The 20,771-nt window shown below is 73.6% G+C and carries 22 protein-coding genes and 1 riboswitch; of the genes, 17 read left to right on the plus strand and 5 right to left on the minus strand.

Features of this window, described 5'->3' with window-relative positions; genetic code table 11:
• The first annotated feature begins 1 nt into the window (after window position 1).
• Together KM842_RS01945 and KM842_RS01950 are read left to right on the plus strand one after the other, a co-directional pair.
• On the plus strand, window positions 2-1,141 hold the full coding sequence (locus tag KM842_RS01945; RefSeq protein WP_216260455.1) for a cysteine desulfurase family protein: 1,140 nt from the start codon (window positions 2-4) through the stop codon (window positions 1,139-1,141).
• 82 nt (window positions 1,142-1,223) lie between these two features.
• Window positions 1,224-1,487: a hypothetical protein gene (locus KM842_RS01950; protein WP_216260457.1), complete on the plus strand. Its 264-nt coding sequence runs from the start codon at window positions 1,224-1,226 to the stop codon at window positions 1,485-1,487.
• Between the two features lie 273 nt (window positions 1,488-1,760).
• On the opposite strand, the gene KM842_RS01955 is transcribed toward KM842_RS01950, so the two are convergent.
• Entirely contained in the window at window positions 1,761-2,225 is a 465-nt protein-coding gene (locus KM842_RS01955; RefSeq protein ID WP_216260459.1) for an MSMEG_6728 family protein, read from the minus strand.
• Window positions 2,226-2,314: 89 nt separating this feature from the next.
• On the opposite strand from KM842_RS01955, the gene KM842_RS01960 reads away from it, so the two are divergent.
• Entirely contained in the window at window positions 2,315-2,911 is a 597-nt protein-coding gene (locus KM842_RS01960) for an NAD(P)H-dependent oxidoreductase (protein WP_216260462.1), read from the plus strand.
• Window positions 2,912-2,929: 18 nt separating this feature from the next.
• Here KM842_RS01960 and aroQ read toward each other — a convergent pair whose 3' ends face one another.
• Window positions 2,930-3,364, minus strand: a complete 435-nt coding sequence (aroQ, locus tag KM842_RS01965; protein WP_216260464.1) for a type II 3-dehydroquinate dehydratase — start codon at window positions 3,362-3,364, stop codon at window positions 2,930-2,932.
• Between the two features lie 240 nt (window positions 3,365-3,604).
• Between aroQ and KM842_RS01970 the strand changes: the two genes are divergently transcribed.
• The 4 genes from KM842_RS01970 (at window position 3,605) to KM842_RS01985 (ending at window position 6,848) form a co-directional block, all read left to right on the plus strand.
• Complete coding sequence (locus KM842_RS01970) at window positions 3,605-5,290, plus strand: sodium:solute symporter family protein (protein ID WP_253206205.1); 1,686 nt, start codon at window positions 3,605-3,607, stop codon at window positions 5,288-5,290.
• Window positions 5,291-5,316: 26 nt separating this feature from the next.
• A complete protein-coding gene (locus tag KM842_RS01975) occupies window positions 5,317-5,640 on the plus strand; it encodes a hypothetical protein (protein WP_216260466.1) in 324 nt (107 codons plus the stop codon).
• 166 nt (window positions 5,641-5,806) lie between these two features.
• Window positions 5,807-6,223, plus strand: a complete 417-nt coding sequence (locus KM842_RS01980) for a VOC family protein (RefSeq protein ID WP_216260467.1) — start codon at window positions 5,807-5,809, stop codon at window positions 6,221-6,223.
• A gap of 28 nt (window positions 6,224-6,251) precedes the next feature.
• On the plus strand, window positions 6,252-6,848 hold the full coding sequence (locus KM842_RS01985) for a DNA-3-methyladenine glycosylase I (protein WP_216260468.1): 597 nt from the start codon (window positions 6,252-6,254) through the stop codon (window positions 6,846-6,848).
• A 21-nt stretch (window positions 6,849-6,869) separates the two neighbouring features.
• Here KM842_RS01985 and KM842_RS01990 read toward each other — a convergent pair whose 3' ends face one another.
• Both KM842_RS01990 and KM842_RS01995 read right to left on the minus strand, forming a co-directional pair.
• Window positions 6,870-7,340, minus strand: coding sequence for a GNAT family N-acetyltransferase (locus KM842_RS01990; RefSeq protein WP_216260470.1), 471 nt, complete (start codon window positions 7,338-7,340; stop codon window positions 6,870-6,872).
• Window positions 7,341-7,371: 31 nt separating this feature from the next.
• Window positions 7,372-8,133: a LysR family transcriptional regulator substrate-binding protein gene (locus KM842_RS01995; protein ID WP_216260471.1), complete on the minus strand. Its 762-nt coding sequence runs from the start codon at window positions 8,131-8,133 to the stop codon at window positions 7,372-7,374.
• A 33-nt stretch (window positions 8,134-8,166) separates the two neighbouring features.
• On the opposite strand from KM842_RS01995, the gene KM842_RS02000 reads away from it, so the two are divergent.
• The 3 genes from KM842_RS02000 to KM842_RS02010 all read left to right on the plus strand — a co-directional run bounded on the left by KM842_RS02000 (window position 8,167) and on the right by KM842_RS02010 (window position 9,701).
• Entirely contained in the window at window positions 8,167-8,544 is a 378-nt protein-coding gene (locus tag KM842_RS02000; RefSeq protein ID WP_253206206.1) for a DUF5997 family protein, read from the plus strand.
• A gap of 6 nt (window positions 8,545-8,550) precedes the next feature.
• On the plus strand, window positions 8,551-9,060 hold the full coding sequence (locus KM842_RS02005) for a hypothetical protein (RefSeq protein ID WP_216260473.1): 510 nt from the start codon (window positions 8,551-8,553) through the stop codon (window positions 9,058-9,060).
• A gap of 110 nt (window positions 9,061-9,170) precedes the next feature.
• Window positions 9,171-9,701, plus strand: a complete 531-nt coding sequence (locus tag KM842_RS02010) for an Lrp/AsnC family transcriptional regulator (RefSeq protein ID WP_216260475.1) — start codon at window positions 9,171-9,173, stop codon at window positions 9,699-9,701.
• A gap of 27 nt (window positions 9,702-9,728) precedes the next feature.
• On the opposite strand, the gene KM842_RS02015 is transcribed toward KM842_RS02010, so the two are convergent.
• The gene (locus KM842_RS02015) at window positions 9,729-10,160 is read right to left on the minus strand and encodes a GNAT family N-acetyltransferase (protein WP_216260477.1); all 432 of its coding nucleotides are present in this window, start codon (window positions 10,158-10,160) and stop codon (window positions 9,729-9,731) included.
• Window positions 10,161-10,265: 105 nt separating this feature from the next.
• On the opposite strand from KM842_RS02015, the gene KM842_RS15810 reads away from it, so the two are divergent.
• The 7 genes from KM842_RS15810 (at window position 10,266) to ribH (ending at window position 20,709) form a co-directional block, all read left to right on the plus strand.
• Complete coding sequence (locus tag KM842_RS15810) at window positions 10,266-11,837, plus strand: hypothetical protein (RefSeq protein ID WP_253206207.1); 1,572 nt, start codon at window positions 10,266-10,268, stop codon at window positions 11,835-11,837.
• 85 nt (window positions 11,838-11,922) lie between these two features.
• A complete protein-coding gene (locus KM842_RS02025) occupies window positions 11,923-14,268 on the plus strand; it encodes a cell wall anchor protein (protein WP_216260479.1) in 2,346 nt (781 codons plus the stop codon).
• Window positions 14,269-14,529: 261 nt separating this feature from the next.
• On the plus strand, window positions 14,530-15,900 hold the full coding sequence (locus tag KM842_RS02030; protein ID WP_216260481.1) for an alpha/beta hydrolase: 1,371 nt from the start codon (window positions 14,530-14,532) through the stop codon (window positions 15,898-15,900).
• Window positions 15,897-18,395, plus strand: a complete 2,499-nt coding sequence (locus KM842_RS02035) for a bifunctional lysylphosphatidylglycerol flippase/synthetase MprF (RefSeq protein WP_216260482.1) — start codon at window positions 15,897-15,899, stop codon at window positions 18,393-18,395. The genes KM842_RS02030 and KM842_RS02035 overlap by 4 nt, the downstream gene beginning before the upstream one ends.
• Window positions 18,396-18,549: 154 nt before the next feature.
• Window positions 18,550-18,683, plus strand: a riboswitch (FMN riboswitch).
• A gap of 87 nt (window positions 18,684-18,770) precedes the next feature.
• Window positions 18,771-19,472, plus strand: a complete 702-nt coding sequence (locus tag KM842_RS02040) for a riboflavin synthase (protein WP_216260484.1) — start codon at window positions 18,771-18,773, stop codon at window positions 19,470-19,472.
• Complete coding sequence (ribB, locus tag KM842_RS02045) at window positions 19,472-20,218, plus strand: 3,4-dihydroxy-2-butanone-4-phosphate synthase (RefSeq protein ID WP_216260487.1); 747 nt, start codon at window positions 19,472-19,474, stop codon at window positions 20,216-20,218. The genes KM842_RS02040 and ribB overlap by 1 nt, the downstream gene beginning before the upstream one ends.
• Entirely contained in the window at window positions 20,215-20,709 is a 495-nt protein-coding gene (gene ribH / locus KM842_RS02050; protein ID WP_216260489.1) for a 6,7-dimethyl-8-ribityllumazine synthase, read from the plus strand. Before ribB ends, ribH begins: the two co-directional genes overlap by 4 nt.
• The last annotated feature ends 62 nt before the right edge of the window (window positions 20,710-20,771 follow it).

A 20,771-nucleotide genomic window follows, 5' to 3' on the forward strand; every position in this document is an offset into this window, starting at 1 on the left:
GGTGTTCTACCTCGACCGCGCCGCGACCACACCGGTCCGCCGGGAGGTGCTCGAGGCGATGTGGCCGTACCTCGCCGGGACGTTCGGCAACCCCTCGTCGACGCACGAGGTCGGGAGTGCCGCGGCACGGGGACTCACCGCGGCCCGCGCCGTCGTCGCCGCCGCGATGGGCTGCCGTCCGGGCGAGGTCGTCCTCACCGGCGGCGGCACGGAGGGCGCGAACACGGCCGTCAAGGGGATCGCCCTCGCCACACCCCGCGGTCGTCACGTCGTCACGAGCGCGATCGAGCACGAGGCGGTGCTCGAGAGCTGCCGGTACCTGGCACGGTTCCACGACTTCGCGGTCACCGTGCTGCCGGTCGAGCCGGACGGCACCGTCACCTCCGGGGCGCTCCGCGCCGCCCTCCGACCCGACACGACCCTGGTGTCGATCGCGCACGCGGACAACGAGATCGGCACGGTGCAGGACGTGGCGGCGCTCGCCGAGGTCGCCCACGCGGTCGGCGCCCGGTTCCACACCGACGCGGTCCAGTCGGCGTCCTGGCTGCCGGTCGGGCTCGACGTCCTCGGCGTGGACGCCGTGTCCGTCTCCGGGCACAAGCTCGGCGCGACGAAGGGCACCGGTGCACTGGCGGTCCGGACCGGGGTGCCGCTCGAGCCACTCGTCCACGGTGGCGGGCAGGAGCGCGGTCGGCGGTCCGGCACCGAGGACGTCGCGGGTGCCGTCGGGCTCGCAGCGGCGTGGAGGAGCGTGCTCGCCGGGCGGGAGGCAGCGGCGGCCCGGGCAACGGCCGTCCGCGAGCACGTCGTCGCCGGGGTGCTCGAGCGGGTACCGGGGGCGGTGCTCACCGGGCCGCGGGACCGACGACTGCCCGGGCACGCCTCGTTCTGCTTCCCGGGCGTGCACGGCGAGACCGTGCTGCTGGAGCTCGAGCGGCGCGCCGTGGTGTCGTCGTCGGGGAGTGCCTGCGCCGCCGGGAGCACCGAGGCCTCGCACGTGCTGACCGCCCTCGGGCTGACCGAGGACCTCGCGCGCTCCGCGGTGCGCCTGACCTTCGACGAGACGCTCTCCATGAACGACGCCGAAGCCGTGGTCGACGCGGTCGCATCGGCGGTGGACACGGTCCGGATGCTCGGCTGAGACGGTGTACTAGACGTTCTACTCCAGGTCTGGGGCCGCGTCCCCCCTTCTGCGGACCGGCGTTGTCGGCCAGAGTGGGGACATGGCGAACGTGACCACCCGACCGGCGGCGCAGGACGACCGCTTCCGCGCGGTCCAGCTCCTGCCCGCGCCGGCGACGGTCCTCGCGCTCGCCCTCGGTGCGGCACACGGGCTGGACGCGGTGCCGCTCGCGGTGGTCGCCGCCGTCGGGGCGGTCGCCACCGTCGCCAGCGCCCTGCTCCCCGGGCAGCTCGCCCGGACCGCACGGGCCATGCCGGCGCCGACCGAGTCCCACCGGTACCGGGAGGGTCGCGATCGTCACTGACCGCCCGACCGCACCGACCGACCACCGGCGCTGACGACCGCGTCGTCCGCGCCCACCGGACCGCACCGCCCGCAGGGACGGTGCACGCCGCCGGACGCATCCCCTGATGCGCGTCCGGCCGGGACGACGGCCCCTACCGTCCTGTCCCGGAGCGACCGGGCCCGCCGAGGATCCGGGACGATCGACCCCTGAACGATCGTTCCCGTTCCCCCTGAGATCCGCGGCGGGCTCGGTTCGACCAGTGCGTGCGGCGCCGACGGGAGGGCGGTGGCGTCAGGCTGAGGTGCGGTGCTCCACGGTCCCGGGCCAGTGGTACTCGAGGTCCTCCGGCACGTCGGGGAACAGCGGCCGGTAGTGCTCCGGCGCCTTCTGCACGAGCTTCGACCGGTGGGAGCGGTGCACGCGCTCGTCGGTGTTCCACGACGGCACCTCGAAGTCCCCGCGCTCGTACGCCTCGAGGTCCTCCGGGACGCGGGCGAGGTCCGCCAGGGTCTTCTCGAGGCAGGTGTCGACGTGGCCGCGCTCGAGCCAGACCCGGCACGTGGCGTCCTGGTACGCCATCAGCGCCGGCCGGAAGCCCCGCCACATCGCGGTCACGGGGTGGTGCTGCCAGCCGTAGTCCGGCAGCGTGAGCGCCCGCATGACCTGCAGAGTCTCGACCCGTTGCTTGCCGAGCCGCTTGTCGTCGAGGACCTCGGCGGAGGCGCGGAAGTCGGCGAACGGCAGGAAGGTCTGCATCTGCCGGACGCTACGCCGACCGCCCGGGAGTCCGACACAAGTCGTCACATCGCGACCGTGCCGGACGGGTGCGTGTGAGCATCGGGTCCATGAGCGGAACCCTCGTCGTCGGCGTCAGCGGCAGCCCCTCGGACCCCTCCCGGACCACGACCCTCGTCGGCGCGACGGTGGAGCGGCTCGCGGCCGAGCTGCCGGACGCCGAAACCGTCACGGTGGAGATCGGGCCGCTGCTGGCGGACCTCGGGGCAGCGACGGACCGCGAGCACATGTCCGAGCGGACGCGGGCGGCCCTCGCCGCGGTCGAGGCCGCGGACGTCCTGGTCGTCGGGAGCCCGGCGTTCCGTGCCGCCTACTCCGGTGCGTTCAAGCTGTTCTTCGACTGGATCGGGCAGTACGACCTGGTCGACACCCCGGTGCTCCTCACCGCGACCGGTGGCAGCGACCGGCACGCCCTGCTCGTCGAGCACCAGATGCGGCCGCTGTTCGGCTTCTTCCAGTCGACGACGCTGCCGCTCGCGGTGTTCGGCAACGAGCGGGACTTCACCAAGCGCGTCGGCGGCTACGACATCGCGAGCGTCGACCTCGAGCTGCGGATCGACCAGGCCGTCCGTCGGGCGCTGCCGATCATCCGCGGTGGGTTCGTGGCGGCGGGCGTCGACGACGTGCGGCGGCCCGCGGACTTCTGACGGGCCTCCCGAGAGCCGTCAGGCGCGGAGCAGCGCGGCGACGTGCGCGACCGCCAGGCGGTACCCGTCGGCCCCCGCGCCCGCGATGACCGCCGTCGACGCGGTCGCGACGTGGTCGACGTGCCGGAACGGCTCGCGCTTCCACGTGTTCGACAGGTGCACCTCGACCACGGGCACGGTCAGCGCCTCGACGGCGTCGTGCAGCGCGACCGACGTGTGCGCGTAGGCGGCGGGGTTCACGACGACGGCGTCGTGGTCGTCGAGCGCCTCGTGCAGCCAGGTGACGAGTTCGCCCTCGTGGTTCGTCTGCCGGAAGTCGACGTCGAGCCCGTGCTCGGCGGCCTCGGCGCGGACGATCCCCTCGAGGTCGGCGAGCGTCACGGTGCCGTACTGCGCCGGGTCGCGGCGGCCGAGGATGTCCAGGTTCGGGCCGTTGAGGACGAGGATGCGCATGGCCAGAGCCTACTGGCGACGGCCACTCCGAGCCGATGCATGTCCCGGCTATGTGAACGGTCACAATAGGCGAGACCGTGAATCTGCGCAAAGTCGTCTCGACGTCGGCTGAGGTGTAGTGTCGCCGCTCGGATCGGCGGTGCTGCCGTCACGACCCGTCCCGACGGGCGCCGGTTCGACCCGTCGACCGCGCCCCGACGAGGCAGCGATGCCTCACCGACGCACTACATCGATGTGGAGTTGAAGTTGAACATGGAGCTCGCTGCATCAGCGACAGAAGGGATCCGGCTGCACCTCGGCTGGGTCGACTACGTGATGATCCTCGTGTACTTCGGGGTGGTCATCTGGATCGGGTTCACGGCTCGGCGGCAGGTCCGCACGAGCATGGACTTCTTCCTCTCGGGCCGGTCGATGCCCGCGTGGATCACCGGGCTGGCGTTCGTGTCGGCGAACCTCGGCGCGACCGAGATCCTCGGCATGGCGGCGAACGGTGCCCAGATCGGCATGGCGACGCTGCACTACTACCTCATCGGCGCGGTGCCGGCGATGGTGTTCCTCGGCCTCGTGATGATGCCCTTCTACTACGGCTCGAAGGTCCGCAGCGTCCCGGAGTTCATGCTCCGTCGCTTCGGCAAGGCGCCGCACCTGGTGAACGCCATCGCCTTCGCGGTGTCGAACGTCCTCATCGCCGGCATCAACCTCTACGCGATGGCGATCGTCATCGAGGCGATGCTCGGCTGGCCGGAGTGGCTCGCGATCATCGTGTCCGCCGGCTTCGTGCTCGCGTACATCACCCTCGGCGGGCTCTCGAGCGCGATCTACAACGAGGTCATGCAGTTCTTCGTGATCCTCGCCGGGCTCATCCCGTTGACGATCGTCGGCCTGCACCGCGTCGGCGGCTGGAGCGGGCTGACCGAGGCGATCAAGCAGACGCAGGGCGTGCAGCACCTGCAGACCTGGGCGGGCACGGGTATCGGCAACGTGACGAACCCGATCGGGGCGAACTGGCTGGCCATCGTGCTCGGCCTGGGCTTCGTGCTGTCGTTCGGCTACTGGACGACGAACTTCACCGAGGTGCAGCGTGCGTTCTCGGCGAAGAACATGTCGGCCGCACGCCGCACACCGCTCATCGCGGCGATCCCGAAGCTCTTCATCCCGTTCATCGTCGTCGTGCCCGGCCTCATCGCCGCCGCCGTCGTGGGCAACCAGTTCGCCGACGGCACGCTGACCTACAACGACGCGATCCCGAAGCTCATCCAGATGTACCTGCCGACCGGTGTCCTCGGTGTCGCCGTCACGGGCCTCCTGGCGTCCTTCATGGCCGGCATGGCCGCGAACGTGTCGAGCTTCAACACGGTGTTCACGTACGACATCTGGCAGCGGTACATCAAGCCGGACATGCCCGACGTGCACTACCTGACGACCGGTCGCTGGGTCACGGTCGTCGGTGTCGTCGTCGGCGTCGGCACGGCGTTCCTCGCCGCGCAGGCCGGCAACATCATGACGTACATGCAGACGCTGTTCTCGTTCTTCAACGCGCCGCTGTTCGCCGTCTTCATCCTCGGTCTGCTCTGGAAGCGGATGACGACACAGGGCGCGCTGTGGGGCTACGTGCTCGGCATCGTCACGCCGACGATCACCTGGATCGCCTACCTGGTGGACCCGGACCTCTTCTCGACCGCCACGGCCGAGACGATGTACGGTGCGATCATCTCGTTCGTCACGGTCATCATCGTCGCCGTCGCGGTCTCGATGGTCACGAAGCCGAAGGACGTCTCGGAGCTCGGCGGCCTGGTCTACGGCATCGGGAAGATCGACATGAGCGCGGGCGCCGTCGCCACCGACACCGCCTGGTACCGCTCGCCGGCGCTGCTCGGCACGGTCGCGCTCGTGCTCTGCGTCGCCCTCTACCTGCCGTTCCTCTGATCGACGTCCTCTGAAGGAGAACCCTCATGCGTGACACCCCACTCACCGAGGAGCAGAAGGCCGACCTCGTCCGGTCCACCCGCCGCCTCGACCTGCGCCGCATCCTCGGCGGACTGTTCCTGGTCTACGGCGTCATCACGACCGTCGTCGGCATCGTGCATTGGGACAGCGACCCGGAGATGACCGGCGGCATCCACATCAACCTGTGGGTCGGGCTCGCGATGCTCGCCGCCGGCCTGCTGTTCTTCCTCTGGGACCGTCTCGCGCCGGTCCCGGCCGAGGACATCGTCGGCCAGGCCGAGGCGGAGGCGCACCAGCGCGCCGCCGGCGAGGGCCGCGACCTGGGCTAGGCCGCGGACGGTCGCCACGGCGACCACGACCGGACGGGAGGCCCGTCACCAGCTGGTGACGGGCCTCCCGTCCGTCGTCGGTGCGGTGGTGCGGGCGGTTCCGCCACGGAACGGTTGCGGAACGGACTCGGCGGGGCCAGGTTGGGTGCGACGGAAGGAACCGCACATGTCGACCATGGTGTTCATCAACCTGCCCGTGTCCGACCTCGGCCGGGCGACCACGTTCTACCAGGCCCTCGGGTACCCGGTGAACCCGGTGTTCAGCGACGAGACCGCGACGAGCATCGTGATCAGCGACACGGTGTACGTGATGCTCCTCACGCACGCGAAGTTCGCGGAGTTCACCGACAAGGCGATCGCGGACCCGGACACCATCGAGGTCATCAACTCGCTCACGGCCGAGACGCGCGACGAGGTGCACCGCATCGTCGACGCGGCCGTCGAGGCCGGCGGCGCCGAGGACCGGCCGGAGATGGACCTCGGGTTCATGTTCCAGCGCAGCTTCGTCGACCCGGACGGCCACCGCTGGGAGTACGTCTGGATGGACCCCGCCGCTGCCGACGAGGGCCCGCACGCCGACTGACCCGCCCCGGCTCCGCCAGGATGGGGGGATGACCGACGATCTCGTGACGGGGGAGGACGGCCTCGCCCGTCCGGTGTGGGCGTCGACGGACCCGATGCTCCGCGCCTACTACGACACCGAGTGGGGCATGCCGGTGCGCGACGAGCGGGGCGTCTTCGAACGGCTGTCGCTCGAGGCGTTCCAGTCCGGGCTGTCCTGGCGCACGATCCTCGCCAAGCGGCCGGCGTTCCGGGCGGCGTTCGCCGACTTCGACCCCGACGTCGTCGCAGGCTTCGGGGACGACGACGTCGCCCGACTGCTCGGTGACGCGGGCATCGTCCGGAACCGTGCCAAGATCGCGGCGACCATCACGAACGCGAACGCGACGGTCGCCCTGCGGACCGACGGCGGGCTGGCCGACCTCGTCTGGTCCTTCCGGCCGTCGGACACGCCCCGACCACGGACCGCCGCCGAGGTCCCGACCACCAGCCCGGAGTCGACCGCCCTGTCGAAGGCGCTGCGGAAGCGCGGGTTCGCCTTCGTCGGACCGACGACGATGCACGCCCTCATGGAGGCGCTGGGCATCGTCGACACCCACCTGCTCGGCAGCCACCGGCGCGCGACCTCGGGGGTCTGGCCGGACTGACCGGCGCCGAGCCCGACCCGGTCAGTCGAGCGGGAGTCGCATCTGCAGCGAGGCGACCTCGTACCCGAGCTGCTCGTAGCGTTCCCGCGCGCCGGTGTTGTACCCGAAGACGTTGAGGCCGATGCTCGTCGCACCCGCACGCCGGGCGACCACGTGGGCGAGCTCGAACGCCCGTCGTGCGTGCCCCTGCCGGCGGTGGTCCGCGTCGACCTCGACGTCGAACACCCACCAGTCGTTGCTGCCCGGGGTGAACGGGCCGATCCAGAGGTGCCCGACGACGGTGTCCTCGTCGTCGGTCAGCTCCCACACGTGGTGCCCCGCCGCGGGAGAGCCGCCCGGGAACCAGGTGTCGAGGGACCGCTGCTTGTTCGCCTCGGCCTGCTCACGGCGCTCGCCGGACCGCACGCGGGACTCGACGTACGCGGCCATCGATCGGTCGAGCCATCCGGGCAGGCGGTCCGCCGGCATCTGCACGAGCCGGACTGCACTCACCGGAGGCTCCGCTCGCCCGCCGTCCGGGTGGTCACCGGTTGCCCTTGGAGCCGCGCTTCGGCTTGCCGGACATGCCGCGCTGCGTCCGGCCGCGCCCCGTCGAGTTCTTGCCGCCGCCGCTCTTCGCGCCGGTGCCCTTCGTCGCGCTCCGCTTGGCGACGGTCTTCGCGTTGGCGGCCGTGGCCTTGCCGCCGGCCTTCGCCGGACGGGACCGGTCGTCGCCGCCCTGGTCCGTGCCCGCGGACTGGTCGGACGCGTTCCGTGAGCTGTTCGAGGTCCGGCCGCGCACGACGCCGATGAACTCCTCGGTGAGGTCGGAGGCGTCCTCGTCCCGCCAGACCAGCGCGACCCGCGTCCCGGGGGAGTCGGCGAGCGGCCGCGACACGAGGTCCTTGCGGCTGGCGGCGCGGAAGAGCGACTGCGGCAGGACGACGACGCCGACGTTCGCCTCGACCAGGTCGAGGGCCGCCGCGACGTCGGCCGGGACGGGCCCGGCGTCGAGGACGGTGACGTCGGCGAGGTCCGCCTCGGTGACCTCGTCGAGGTCGGCGAGCGGGGAGTCCTTCGGGGCGGCAACGACCGCGGTCTCGGTCCAGAGCGGGATCGCGTGGTGCTGCTCGGGCACGGGCATGCGGGCGAAGACCATGTCGGCGTCGCCCTCGATCGCGGCGGTGACCCCGTCGGCGTCCACGGGCATGAGCACCAGGTCGACGTCGGCGCGGCGCTCCCGCCAGACCCGCACCCACTTGGCGGGTGAGACCCCGGGCACGAAGGCGATGGTGAGCGCGGTCATGCACCCGAGCATAGGGGCCGTACGCTGGTCACCATGGCCCAGGACCAGACCATGAAGCCCGAGACCGCTGCCAAGAAGCTCGGCATCCTCCTCTCGGCGACTCCCGAGTCGTTCCGCGCGGGCCCGATCGCTCGCACGACGTTCGACGAGCTGCAGAACGAGCCGCCGACGTGGTTGCAGGAGCTCCGTCGTGACGGGCCGCACCCGCGCCCCGTCGTCGCCGCACGGCTCGGCGTCTCGATCTCGGGTCTCGCCCGGGCCGGGGTCGACGACGTGCTCACGACCGAGCAGATCAAGCAGCTGCTGCAGGAGATGCCCGAGTGGCTCGTGCGCGAGCGCTCGACGCAGGCCGCGGTCCGCACCGAGAACGTGCGCGTGAAGCAGGAGCGCGCCGCCCGCACCGAGGGCTGACCCACCGTGCACGCGACCGTCGCCGACGCGGTGCTCGTCGTGCCGCAGTTCGCCTCGGTCTGCTGCATCGTCGGTGACCGGTACCGTCCGCGGCCCGCCGTCATCGTGCCCGCGGCCGTGATGCTCGTCGCGATGCTCATGCCCGTCGTCCAGGCGGGCCCGTCGTGGACGATCCTGGCCGCTGCGCTCCTGCTCTTCCTCGCACCGATGCCGGTCGTGCGCCGCCGACGTCGCGACGGTCGTCGGGCGGAGCCGATGGACGTGCACCGCGCGCTCTCGGCCGTCGTGATGGCCGGGATGCTCCTCATGGGGCACGCGTCCGGCCTCGCGGGGAGCGGGGCACACGCGCACGCCCTCGTGCTCACCGCGGTGCTCGGTGCCGGCGTGATCGGCTACTGCGCGTTCAGCGGGTGGCTGCTCCGGTACGAGTGGGCGCGGGAGGACCGTCGGGCGATCCGCAGCGGCGAGGTGTTCGCGATGACCGTCGCCGTGGTGGGGATGACGCTCGCCATGTGACCGGCGGCCGTCAGTCCGTCGGCCTGTCGGCCTGTCGGACCGTCGTTGCGTCGATCGCCACCGACGCCGCCGACCCCGCGGTCGATCGGGGTGGGCGTTACGGTGGAGCCGTGTCCGACCGCCCCGTCCGCCGCCCCGACGTCCCGCAGCCCCGTCTCGACGAGGTCGACGAGCGGATCCTCTGGGTGCTGGCCTCGGACGCCCGGATCCCGAACAACCGACTGGCCGCAGCCGTCGGCATCGCCCCGTCGACGTGTCTGGTGCGGGTGCGGGCGCTCGAGGACGCGGGCGTGATCTCGGGCTACCGGGCCGAGGTCGACATCGCCCGGCTCGGCTTCTCGATCGAGGCGATGGTCTCCGTCCGGGTGCACGCCGCTGCCCGGCACGAACTCCGCGACTTCGCGAAGCGCCTGCTGCGGGTGCCGGTGGTGCTCGACGTGTCGTTCCTGGCCGGGGACAAGGACTTCCTGGTGCACATCGCCTGCACCTCGACCGAGCAGTTGCGGGACTTCGTCGCCGACGAGCTGAGCGGTGACCCGTCGGTCGCGACGACGCAGACGTCGATCGTGTTCGAGCGGCTCGTCGCCGACCGGGAGCACCAGGCGCGCTCGTACGGCGAGCTGCGGCGCTGGCAGGCCTGACCCGTCAGCGCCGCTCGCCCTGGTGGGTCAGCGCGTGCGGACCATCGGGGTGTGGGGGATGGCGTCCTCGAGGAAGTCGTCACCCGAGCGCTCGAAGCCGAACTGGCCGTACCACTCGCCGAGGTGCGCCTGCGCGTTGATCGCGATCCGCTCGGAGCGGCTCTCGGCGATGGCGGCCGTCATCAGCGCGGCGCCGAGACCCTTGCCGCGGGCGTGCGCGGCGGTGGCGACCCGGCCGATCCGCTCAGTGCCGTCGGACTCGCGCAGGAGTCGGAGGGTGGCGTCCACCGAGCCGGAACCGGCCCAGAACTGCACCGTGCCGGGCTCGAGGTCCCGTCCGTCGATGTCGGGGTAGGCGCACTCCTGCTCGACCACGAACACGTCCTGCCGCAGGCGGAGGATCTCGTGCAGGGTGACGACGTCGAGGTTGCGGGTGGGGGCACTGAAGGTCGAGGGCACGCCTTTTCCTGACTTTTCCTTGTGAATGGTTCGCGCGGTCGCCGTCGAGGCGTACCGTGCCGGTCAACCACTCTACGTGCGCAGCCGAGATCAGGAGGTGAGCGCATGGACGCGTCGATGCGTGCACCCTGGCGCGCGGTCCTGCGATGGGCTCTCATGGCCTCCGGGATCGCGGCGGCGGTCGTGCTGCTCTCGCTGGTCCTGGGCGCTCGCCCGGCCGCGGCGGCAGGCGGACCGCTCCTCGGTGGTGCGCAGTCGGGTGGTCCCTCGAGTTCGTCGGCGCAACGCTCGGACGGGCTGTTGCGCGGCGTCGTCTCGGGCGTCGGCGGCACGGTCCAGGGCGTCACGGACGGCGTCGGCGGCATTGTCGACCGGGCGGTCGCCCCGGTGCGCAGCGTCGTGCCGGCCCCCGCCCCGGCTCCGGCCCCGGCCCCCGCGGCTCCGGCCCCGGTCGCACCGGCTCCCGTCCCCGTGGCACCGGCAGCGCCCGCCGCCCCCGCCCCCGCCGTTCCGGCTCCCGCACCTGCCCCCAGCGCGGCGGCACCGGCCGCCCCGGCACCCGCTCGTCCGGCACCGGCGCCGTCCACCACGGCGCCGGCCGCACCGGCTCCCGCGGTCGCAGCCCCCTCCGGCGCCGGGCACGGTGCTCCGGCGACCCCGTCGCCGGCCGCCGACCACGATTCGTCGACCCCTCCGACGCACACCGCCCACGGTGCTGACGACGAGGCGGTCACCCGCCCGGCCACGTCGCTCCTCGGCGGTGTCGTGACGGGCGTGAGCGGCGCCTCCCGGCCCGTCACCGACACGGTGTCCGACCTCGTCGACCCGCTCACCGGCACCGTCCGGACCGTCACCGCCGACCGGCCCGTGACCGCGATCGTGGCGACCGTCGACCGGGTGGTCGGGAGCCTCCCGGTCGTCGGCGCGCTGCTCGGTGACGAGCCCCTCGGCACCGTCACGGCACCCGTGACCGGCACCGTCGACGACGCACTCGGTGCGGTCGGCGACGTCGTCGATGCGGTGCCGGACGTCGTGGCCGAGGTGCCCGACGTCGTCGGCTCGGTGCCGGGTGTCGTCGGCGGTCTGCCCGGTACCGGCGGCGGTCTCCTGCCCGGAGGCCCGCTCCCGGTCGTCGACGTCCCCACGGTCCCGACCGTCCCCGGCTCCGGCGTCCCCGTTCCGACCGCTCCGGTCGTCGGACCGGTGCTGCCCGGCAGCGACGGGGACGCCGGTCAGGACCGTCCGGCGCGACCGGTACCGGACGGCACCGCGGTCGACGACCGGACGTCCGTCCCGGTCGGCACCGACGCCGTCGTCCGACCGGAGGCCGAGACCACGACCGCCGTCACCCGCGCCGCCAGCGCGGTCGCAGCTGAGCGGGTCGTCCTCGGCCCGGTCGCTGCCTCCTCGGCCGTCACGACGCCGGCGTCCGCGGCGTTCGGCGGCGAGGCGCTGGTCCTCCCGGAGGGTGGCTCGCCCGTGCACGCTCCCCTCGAGGGCGCGACCGGAGGCACCGCGGGCGGCTCGACCGCCTCGGGCTCCGGCGGCGCGACCGTCCTCGGCACCGTCGGTGTCGAGGCGTCCGCCGACCCCCTGGCCGCGGCGCTCCGCGGTCCGGTCTCCGATGACGCCGTCCCGGCTTCGCTCGTCGGCGACCACGACGTCGCTCCCGATTGAGATCGGCGCACCTGCCCGTCACGGCAGGACGCGCCATCGGCCGCACGTGCGGTCGACCAACCATCTCGATCAGGAGTGAACGACCATGAACAAGAACGTCTCCCGAGGGCTGTGGTTCGCCCTCTGCGTGGGCGGGCTGACCTTCGGTGGAGCCGTCGCGGCGAACGCGGCGACGACCACCGGCGAGGACGGCACCGTCTCCGGAACCCAGGTCGCGCCGACCATCGACGCACCGGTCTCCGTCACCCGCAACGCCTTCGGCATCGTCGGCGACGCGGTCTCCACCGCCACCGGGACGGGGGCACCCGCTGCTCCGGCTCCGGCTCCGGCACCTGCTGCGCCAGCCCCCGCTGCTCCGGCACCTGCTGCTCCGGCTCCCGCCCCGAGCACGAGCGGCTCCCAGGGCATCGGGTCCGGCACCCAGGTGGTCCCGGACGTCAGCGTCCCGGTCGAGGTCACGGGCAACGCCGTCGGCGTCCTGGGCGACGCCGAAGCTGCTCCGGCTCCGGCTCCGGCTCCGGCCGCTCCCGCACCGGCTGCTCCGAGCCCGGCCGCCCCGGCGACCACCTCGGGTTCCGAGGGTGTCCTCTCCGGCACCCAGGTCCTGCCGGACGTCTCGGTCCCGGTCACGGTGTCGGGCAACGGCATCGGTGTTCTGGGCGACGGTGCCGCATCGGGTCCGTCGTCGGCTCCGACCTCGACGCCCACGACCGGTGCCAGCGGAAGCTCGACCTCCGGTACCGATGCCCTCCTGTCGGGCACGCAGCTGCTCGGGACCGTCTCCGTGCCCGTCACCATCGGCGGGAACGGCATCGGTGTCCTCGGCGAGGGCACGAGCACCGGCACCGGCAGCACCGGCTCCGGTACGGCTCCGGTGGCCGATGGTGGTTCGACCTCGGGTGCCGACGGCATCGGTTCGGGCACGCAGCTCGCCCCGGTCCTGAGCGTTCCGGTGACGGTCGGTGGGAACGGCATCGGTGTCCTCGGCGAGGGCACGAGCACCGGCACCGGCACCGGCAGCACCAGCTCCGGTACGGCTCCGGTGGCCGGTGGTGGTTCGACCTCGGGTGCGGACGGCATCGGTTCGGGCACGCAGGTGACCCCGGTCATCACGGTCCCGGTGACGGTCGGTGGCAACGGCATCGGCGTGGTCGGTGACGGCACGAGCACCGGTGGCACGACGACCGGCGGCACCGGTGGCAGCAGTGCTCCGGTGGCCGGTGGTGGTTCGACCTCGGGTGAGGGCAGCATCGGTTCGGGCACGCAGGTGTCGCCGGTCATCACGGCCCCGGTCACGGTCGGTGGGAACGGCATCGGCGTGGTTGGTGACGGCACGAGCACCGGTGGTACGAGCACCGGTGGCGGGACGACCCCGGTCCTCGGCGGAGGCACCACCTCCGGTGAGGACGGCATCGGTTCGGGCACGCAGGTGTCGCCGGTCGTCACGGTCCCGGTGACGGTCGGTGGGAACGGCATCGGCGTGGTCGGTGGCGGTACGAGCACCGGTGGCACGACCACCGGCACCGGCTCCGGCTCCGGTGTGGTTCCGGTGGCCGGTGGTTCGACCTCGGGGGAGGACGGCATCGGTTCGGGCACGCAGGTGTCGCCGGTCGTCACGGTCCCGGTGACGGTCGGTGGGAACGGCATCGGCGTGGTCGGTGACGGTACGAGCACCGGTGGCACGACCACCGGCACCGGGACGACCCCGGTCCTCGGCGGAGGCACCACCTCCGGTGAGGGCGGCATCGGTTCCGGGACCCAGATCATCCCGGTCATCACGATCCCCGTCACGGTCGGCGGGAACGGCATCGGCGTGGTCGGTGACGGCACGAGCACGACGCCGGTCACCTCGGACCCGGGCGCGAACCCTGGTACCGACCCGGGCACTGGCCCTGGTACCGACCCGGGTACCGACCCGGGCACCGACCCGGGCACCTACCCGGGCACCGACCCGGGCACCGACCCGGGCACGGACCCGGGCACGGACCCGGGCACGGACCCCGGTACGGACCCGGGCACGGACCCGGGCACGGACCCTGGTACCAACCCGGGCACCGACCCTGGCACGGACCCCGGCACGCAGCCGGTGACGGGGACGCCCGCCGACTCCGGTGACGGCACCGGCGTCAGTACCACGCCGATCGCCCCCGCTGCGACCGTGACGACGGGCACGACGGGCACGACGGGCACGACGGGCACGACCCGCACCGCCGCTGCCACGGTCGACCGGACGGTCGGTACGAGCACCGGTGCCACCACGGCCACCGCCGCCACCGCGACGACGTCGGGCTCGACCACGACGCCGGGCACGCTCGCGTACACGGGGTCCGAGCGGCCGGTCCTCCCGGCCCTGGCAGCGCTGCTCCTGCTGCTGATCGGCCTCGGGACGCTGGGGAGGCTGCAGACCGCGCGGCACCGCCGCCAGGGCTGACGTCCCGACGGATGCGGAGCACCGGACCCCGGTGCTCCGCATCCGCCTGCCCTCGTGCGCCCGCCGGCGTGCGTCCACCCGCGTGCGCATGCCGCACCCGCACCCGCACCTGCACCACGTGCCGCACGACCGCCGCGTCCCGTCCGCGGAGGCCGTCCTGGGGACTCGCTGCGTGCCTCCTGGACACCCCGCCCCCGATGCTGAGCACAGCGGAAGCCGACAGGCGGCTGTGCGCCAGCTGGACGGCAGGACGATGAACCCGTGCTCCTCGACCCGCTGCAGATCCCGATCGTCGCCCCCGCCGTGCTCGTGCCGGTCGACGTCGTCGCCGCCGTCCTCGTGCTCTGGACGCTCCTCGGTCCGCGGCGTCGCGGGCACGGGGCGTCGTGGTCCCGCGGCCGGACGGCGGTGCTCGTCCGGGTCGCGGCACTCGCGGTCGGGGCGGCGATCGGGCTCCTCGCCGTCTGGTGGTTCGGCGACGTGCAGGACCTGTTCGGCGTCGCGTTCACCGCCGTGACGCGCATGTGGGTCGCGGTCGCCGCAGCGGGTGTGGTGCTGTTCCTCGTCGTCCTGGTGCAGGGCGGCTGGGGCCGGCGGGTCGTCGCGCTCGCCGCCGGCGCAGCGGTCGTCCTCGCGGCGGGCCTGGGCATCAACGTCGACTTCGGGGCCTACCGGACGATCGACCAGGCGATCACCCCGGACCCCTACCCGTCGGGCACGCTCGACCACCAGCACGCGGCCCGGCCGGGAGCACACGTGGTGGACGCGGCCGAATGGCACGCCCCGCAGGGGATGCCCCGCCACGGCCGCACCCTCGCGGTCCGCATCCCCGGGACCGTCTCGCACTTCCACGCCCGGCCCGGCGTGGTCTGGCTGCCACCGGCCGCGCAGGTCGCCGACCCGCCGACCCTCCCGGTGCTCATCGCGCTCTCCGGGCAGCCCGGCCAGCCGTCCGACATGTTCGAGACCGGCCGGATCGGCGTGTTCCTCGACCGGTACGCCGCCGCACACCACGGCCTCGCACCGATCGTGGTGTCGCCGGACCAGCTCGGTGCGCCCGGCCGGAACCCGATGTGCGTCGACAGTCGGCGGCTCGGGCGGAGTGCGACCTACGTGATGACCGACACGGTGCACTGGGTCGAGCAGCACCTCGACGTCGCCAGCGGAGCGTCCGCGTGGGGCATCGCCGGGTTCTCGCAGGGCGCGACGTGCAGCATGCAGTTCTCGAGCGCCCACCCGGAGGTCTTCGGCACCACGCTCGCCATCTCCAGCGAGCTGGCTCCGTCCAACGGGTCGCTCCAGCACACCATCGCGGTCGGGTTCGGCGGCTCCCGTCGCGCATACGAGCGGGCCGTCCCGGAGGCGCTGCTCGCCGCCCACAAGCCGTACCGCGACCACCTGACCGTGTTCGGCTACGGCCAGGACGACGCCCCCTACCGGCAGTCGACCCTCGCCCTCCGCGCGGCGTCCGAACGAGCCGGCGTCTCGACCGACCTGATCGTCTCGCCGGGGTCGGCCCACGACTGGAACACCGTCGAGTACGTGCTCGAGCACGGTCTGCCCGCGGTCCTCGCCCACCTCGGGCTGCCGGTCGACGACACCCGGACGCCGCTCACCGGGACCGGTCGATGACGGCGGAACGGGGGAGCGCGCAGCCGACCACCGCCGCACCGACGACGGAGGCCGACCACGCGTCGCCCGCAGGCGTGCTGCAGGCCGTGGGGCGGGCCTCCCGGCCGGTCCTGCAGACGGTCCGGCGGCATCCGGTGACCGCGGTCCTCCTGCTCCTCGTGCTGGCGACCTCGGTCGCCGCCGTCGCCCTCCGGGTGACGCACGGCCGACCGGTGCCGGAGGCCCTGGTGCCGTTCCGCGCGTTCGCCGTCACGACCGGGGTGCTCGCGCTGGTCCTCACCCTCGCCGGCGTCGTCCTGCTGGTCGGGAGTGCCGAGCGGCTGATGGGGTCCGCGCGGACGGTGCTCGCCTTCGTCACCGCCGCGCTCGTCGGCGCCGCCGTCGGCGCCGTGGTCGGCGTGCTCGATCCCGCCCGCCGGCACGCCGCGGCGCTGGTGCTCGGGGCGGCAGTCCTCGATCCCTGGACAGCGATCGTCGGCACGACCACCGCCGCGAGCGCGTTCGCCGGCCCGCTGTGGCGGCGGCGCATCCGGGTGAACGCACTCGCCGTGGTGCTCACCCTCCTCCTGTACGCGGGGCACGTGTCCGACCTCGCCGCGGTCGTCGCCGCCGTCGTCGGGTGGGGTCTCGGCGAGGTCCTCCGACGGACGCCGAAGCGCACCGGCTGGACCCGCAGCTCCCACCGCGAGACCCGGGTCCTGCTCGGCACGGTCGTCCTCGTCTCGGCGGTCGGCCCCGTGATCGCGCTCGTGTCCCGCGCGCGGGTCGGGCTGCTCGCGCCGATCGCCGCCGTCGTCGGGCTCGGTCCCGCCGACCGGACGGCGGTCTGCCGGGCGGACGGCGTCGCGGGGGAGTGCCTGCACCGCCTGCTCACCTACCGGGCGACCGACCCGTGGACACTGCTGCTCGCGGTCGCGCCGTTGCTCGTGCTGGTCGTCGGCGGGCTCGGGCTCTTCCGGGGCAGCCGGTTCGCGGTGTGGCTCGTGGTGGTGGTCGACGTCGCCACGGGCATCGCGGCCGCGCTCACCTACACCCACGTCCCGGGGCGGGTGGAGCGGCTCCGCGCGACCGAGGACCACGTGGTGGTGACGCTGTCGATCGCCGCCTCGGTGGCCGTGCCGCTGGTGACCGCCGTCGTGCTGGTGCTCCTGCGGCGCTCGTTCACGGTCGTGCTGCCGCGGCGCCGGGTGCTCGCGTTCGGGGCGACGGTCCTCGGTGCCGCCGTGGTGCTCGCGACGGTGGTCTTCGTCGTGGCCGACGCCTCGCCGGTCCGCGTGCAGGACCCGATGCGGTTGGCGATGGCGGTGCTCGGACCGCTCGTGCCCATGGTGCACCGCGCCGACCTGCCGGCGCTCGACCCGGTCCTCCGCCTGGTGGTCGCCCTGGTCGGACCGGTGCTGTGGACGGTCGTCGCGATCGCCGCCGTCCGCCCGTCCGGCGCCGCCCCGCGCGTCGCCGACGCGGACGTCTCCACGGCCGACCGGGAGCGTGCCCGTGCACTGCTCGTCGCCGGCGGCGGCGACACGTTCGGCTGGATGGCGACCTGGCCCGGCACCGCGCACTGGTTCAGCGCCGACGGCCGCGCCGGCGTGGCGTACCGACGGAACGGGACGGTCGCCGTGGCCCTCGGTCCGTTCGGGTGGCCGGACGCCCGTGTCCCGGCGCTGACGGCGTTCGCGCGGTACTGCGACGACAACGGGTGGACGGCGGTCTTCCACGGCATCGACACCGTGGCTGCGGCGGCGCTGACCGACCTGGGCTGGCGGACCCTGCCGGTCGCCGAGGACGCCTCGTTCGACCCCCGCGACTGGACCACGAGCGGCAGCCGGAAGCAGGACGTCCGCACCGCGGTGAACAAGGCCAGCCGTGCCGGCACCACCGCGACCTGGTCGTCCTGGCAGGACCTGCCCGTCGGCACGACCCGGCAGATCGAGGCGATCTCTGAGGAGTGGGTCGCCGAGCGTGAACTCCCGGAGATGGGGTTCACCCTCGGCAGCACCGACGAGATGCGCGACCCGGCCGTCCGCACCCTCGTCGCGCAGGACGCCACGGGCACCGTGCTCGGGGTGACGAGCTGGCTCCCGTCCCACCGCGAGGGCCGCGTCGTCGGCTGGACCCTCGACGTGATGCGGCGGCGGGCGGACGCACCGAACGGGATCATGGAGTTCCTCATCGCGAGCGCCGCCGCCGAGATGCGCGAGCAGGGCGTCGAGCGGCTCGGCCTGTCGGCCGCTCCGCTCGCACGGACCCCGGGCACCGCGGCGGGCGACGGCGTCGAGTCGCTGCTCGAACTTGTCGGCGGGGTGCTCGAGCCGGTCTACGGGTTCCGCTCGCTGCTGCGCTTCAAGCGGAAGTTCGGCCCCGAGCTGGAGCCGCTCGTCATGGCGTACCCGGACCCGGTGGCGCTGCCCGCCATCGGCGTCGCCGTGGTCCGTGCGTACCTGCCGGACCTGTCGCTCCGGCAGGCGCTCGCACTGGTGCGCGGCCGTGGGTGACCGGCCGTGTGGCACGGGGACCTCGTGACGCGACCCACGGTCGCCGTCGCCGGGACCCGCCGGGAGGCCCGCCCCGCCTCCGCGACGCCGCGTGACGTCCGGCGCGTGGCCGGGGCGCGACCATCGGGGGCCTGGGGTATCGTCGCGGGTACGCAAGCGCTCCGGGGTCGGTGCAAGTCCGAACCGGTGGTGACAGTCCACGAGCGCCGCGCCGGGTCCGCCCGGTGCGGGGTTGACCCGGTGGGATTCCGGGACCGACGGTGAGAGTCCGGACGGGAGGAAGCGCTGACGGAAGGTGACGGTCGTTCCGCGACCCGTGCCTCCCGTCTGCCGACGACCGTCGCGCGCACCCGGAGTCCCGTTGAGAGGACACCAGTGTTCACCGGCATCATCGAGGAACTCGGCACCGTCACCGCCGTCGACGAACGAGGCGACTCCGTCGCGCTCACCGTGCGCGGCCCGCTCGTCGTCTCCGACGCGGGGCACGGCGACTCCATCTCGGTCTCGGGCGTCTGCCTGACCGTCGTCGAGCAGACCCCGGAGACCTTCACGGCCTTCGTCATGAAGCAGACGCTCGACATGAGCGCGCACGGTGCACTGCGCTCCGGCGACCGGGTGAACCTCGAGCGTGCGGCCTCGGTGGGGGACCGGCTCGGCGGCCACATCGTGCAGGGCCACATCGACGGCACCGCGACCGTGCTCGAGACCGACGACGGCGACGGCTGGCGCCGGGTGCGGTTCGCGCTCGGTCCCGAACTCAGCCCGCTCGTGGTCGACAAGGGCTCCGTGGCGATCGACGGCGTCTCGCTGACGGTGAGCGCGGTCTCGCCGGAGACCACCGCTCCCGACGCGGCCTGGTTCGAGGTCAGCCTGATCCCCGAGACCCTCGCCGCGACCACGCTCGGCGCCCGTGTGCCGGGGGACCGGGTCAACATCGAGACCGACGTCCTGGCGCGGCACGTGCGGCGGATGCTCCGGCTCGACGCAGCCTCCGCCGGCGCCGGTGCGGGCGCGGCCGCCCACGCGGAGGACGCTGCCGGCACGGGTGTCGCCGCGCACCGGGCGGACGTCCGCTGATGACCGCCGACACGACGCAGCCCGCCGGACCGGACCAGGCCGAGCGGACCACGAGCACGGGCGCGGCCGGCCTGCCGGGCGAGCGCGTGACCGAGGGCCTGTCGACGGTCGACGAGGCCGTCGCCGCCATCGCCGCCGGACGGCCCGTCATCGTCGCCGACGACGAACACCGCGAGAACGAGGGCGACGTCGTCCTCGCCGCGGAGCTCGCGTCGCCGGAGTGGATCGCCTGGACCGTCGCGCACTCGTCGGGGTTCATCTGCGCCCCGGTCAGTGCCGCGATCGCCGACGCCCTCGACCTGCCGCCGATGGTCCAGCACAACGAGGACGTCCGCGGCACCGCGTACACCGTGACCGTCGACGCCGCGGTCGGCGTGACGACCGGCATCAGCGCCCACGACCGGGCCCGCACGCTCCGGGTGCTCGCCGACCCCGCCTCGGTCCGCGACGACCTGCACCGCCCGGGACACATCGTCCCGCTGCGGGCACGGGCCGGTGGCGTCCGCGAACGCGCCGGTCACACCGAGGCCGCGATCGACCTCGTCACGGCCGCGGGGCTGCGGCCCGCAGCGGCGATCTGCGAGATCGTCGACGAGCGGGGCGACATGATGCGCCTCCCGCAGCTCGTCGGACTCGGGGCACGCGAGGGCGTGCCCGTCATCACCATCGCCGCGCTGGCCACCTGGCTCGACGCGGCCGACCGGGCGGCCGACGACGCCGTCCGCACGGAAGGGACACACGCATGAGCGGAGCAGGAGCGGCCGAGCGCGAGCTCGTCGACGGCAGCGGGATCCGGGTCGCGGTCGTCGCCGGGCAGTGGCACGACGTCATCGCGACGGGACTGCTCGAGGGCGCGCAACGCGAGATCGAGCGGCTCGGTGCGACCGCGCAGGTCATCCCGGTCCCGGGCAGCTTCGAGCTCCCGGTCGTCGCGAAGGTCGCCCTCGAGTCGGGCTTCGACGCGGCGGTCGCCCTCGGGGTGATCATCCGCGGCGGGACGCCGCACTTCGAGTACGTCTCCGACGCGGCCACGAGCGGATTGACCCGGGTCGCGATCGACACCGGCAAGCCTGTCGGGTTCGGGGTGCTCACCCTCGACGACGAGCAGCAGGGCATCGACCGGGCCGGACTGCCCGGGTCGAAGGAGGACAAGGGTGCCGAGGCCGCACACGCCGCGGTCGCCACCGCGGTGACCCTCCGCGGGCTGCGCGACGGCGCCGGAGCATCCGCCGACTGACGACTCGGTGACGACGACCCGGTCACGACGACCCGGTCACGACGGCCCGGTCACGACGGCCC

This window comes from Curtobacterium sp. L6-1 (genome assembly GCF_018885305.1).
Lineage (GTDB): Bacteria > Actinomycetota > Actinomycetes > Actinomycetales > Microbacteriaceae > Curtobacterium > Curtobacterium aetherium.

Excerpts from the sequence above, each read along its gene's own strand:
- KM842_RS01960 (WP_216260462.1), top strand. The coding sequence starts at position 2,315 with ATGAGCGGAACCCTCGTCGTCGGCGTCAGCGGCAGCCCCTCGGACCCC.
- ribB (WP_216260487.1), top strand. The coding sequence starts at position 19,472 with ATGACCGCCGACACGACGCAGCCCGCCGGACCGGACCAGGCCGAGCGG.
- aroQ (WP_216260464.1), bottom strand. The coding sequence starts at position 3,364 with ATGCGCATCCTCGTCCTCAACGGCCCGAACCTGGACATCCTCGGCCGC.
- KM842_RS02025 (WP_216260479.1), top strand. The coding sequence starts at position 11,923 with ATGAACAAGAACGTCTCCCGAGGGCTGTGGTTCGCCCTCTGCGTGGGC.
- KM842_RS01950 (WP_216260457.1), top strand. The coding sequence starts at position 1,224 with ATGGCGAACGTGACCACCCGACCGGCGGCGCAGGACGACCGCTTCCGC.
- KM842_RS02000 (WP_253206206.1), top strand. The coding sequence starts at position 8,167 with ATGGCCCAGGACCAGACCATGAAGCCCGAGACCGCTGCCAAGAAGCTC.
- KM842_RS01985 (WP_216260468.1), top strand. The coding sequence starts at position 6,252 with ATGACCGACGATCTCGTGACGGGGGAGGACGGCCTCGCCCGTCCGGTG.
- KM842_RS01980 (WP_216260467.1), top strand. The coding sequence starts at position 5,807 with ATGTCGACCATGGTGTTCATCAACCTGCCCGTGTCCGACCTCGGCCGG.
- KM842_RS02035 (WP_216260482.1), top strand. The coding sequence starts at position 15,897 with ATGACGGCGGAACGGGGGAGCGCGCAGCCGACCACCGCCGCACCGACG.
- KM842_RS01955 (WP_216260459.1), bottom strand. The coding sequence starts at position 2,225 with ATGCAGACCTTCCTGCCGTTCGCCGACTTCCGCGCCTCCGCCGAGGTC.
- ribH (WP_216260489.1), top strand. The coding sequence starts at position 20,215 with ATGAGCGGAGCAGGAGCGGCCGAGCGCGAGCTCGTCGACGGCAGCGGG.
- KM842_RS15810 (WP_253206207.1), top strand. The coding sequence starts at position 10,266 with ATGGACGCGTCGATGCGTGCACCCTGGCGCGCGGTCCTGCGATGGGCT.
- KM842_RS01995 (WP_216260471.1), bottom strand. The coding sequence starts at position 8,133 with ATGACCGCGCTCACCATCGCCTTCGTGCCCGGGGTCTCACCCGCCAAG.
- KM842_RS01975 (WP_216260466.1), top strand. The coding sequence starts at position 5,317 with ATGCGTGACACCCCACTCACCGAGGAGCAGAAGGCCGACCTCGTCCGG.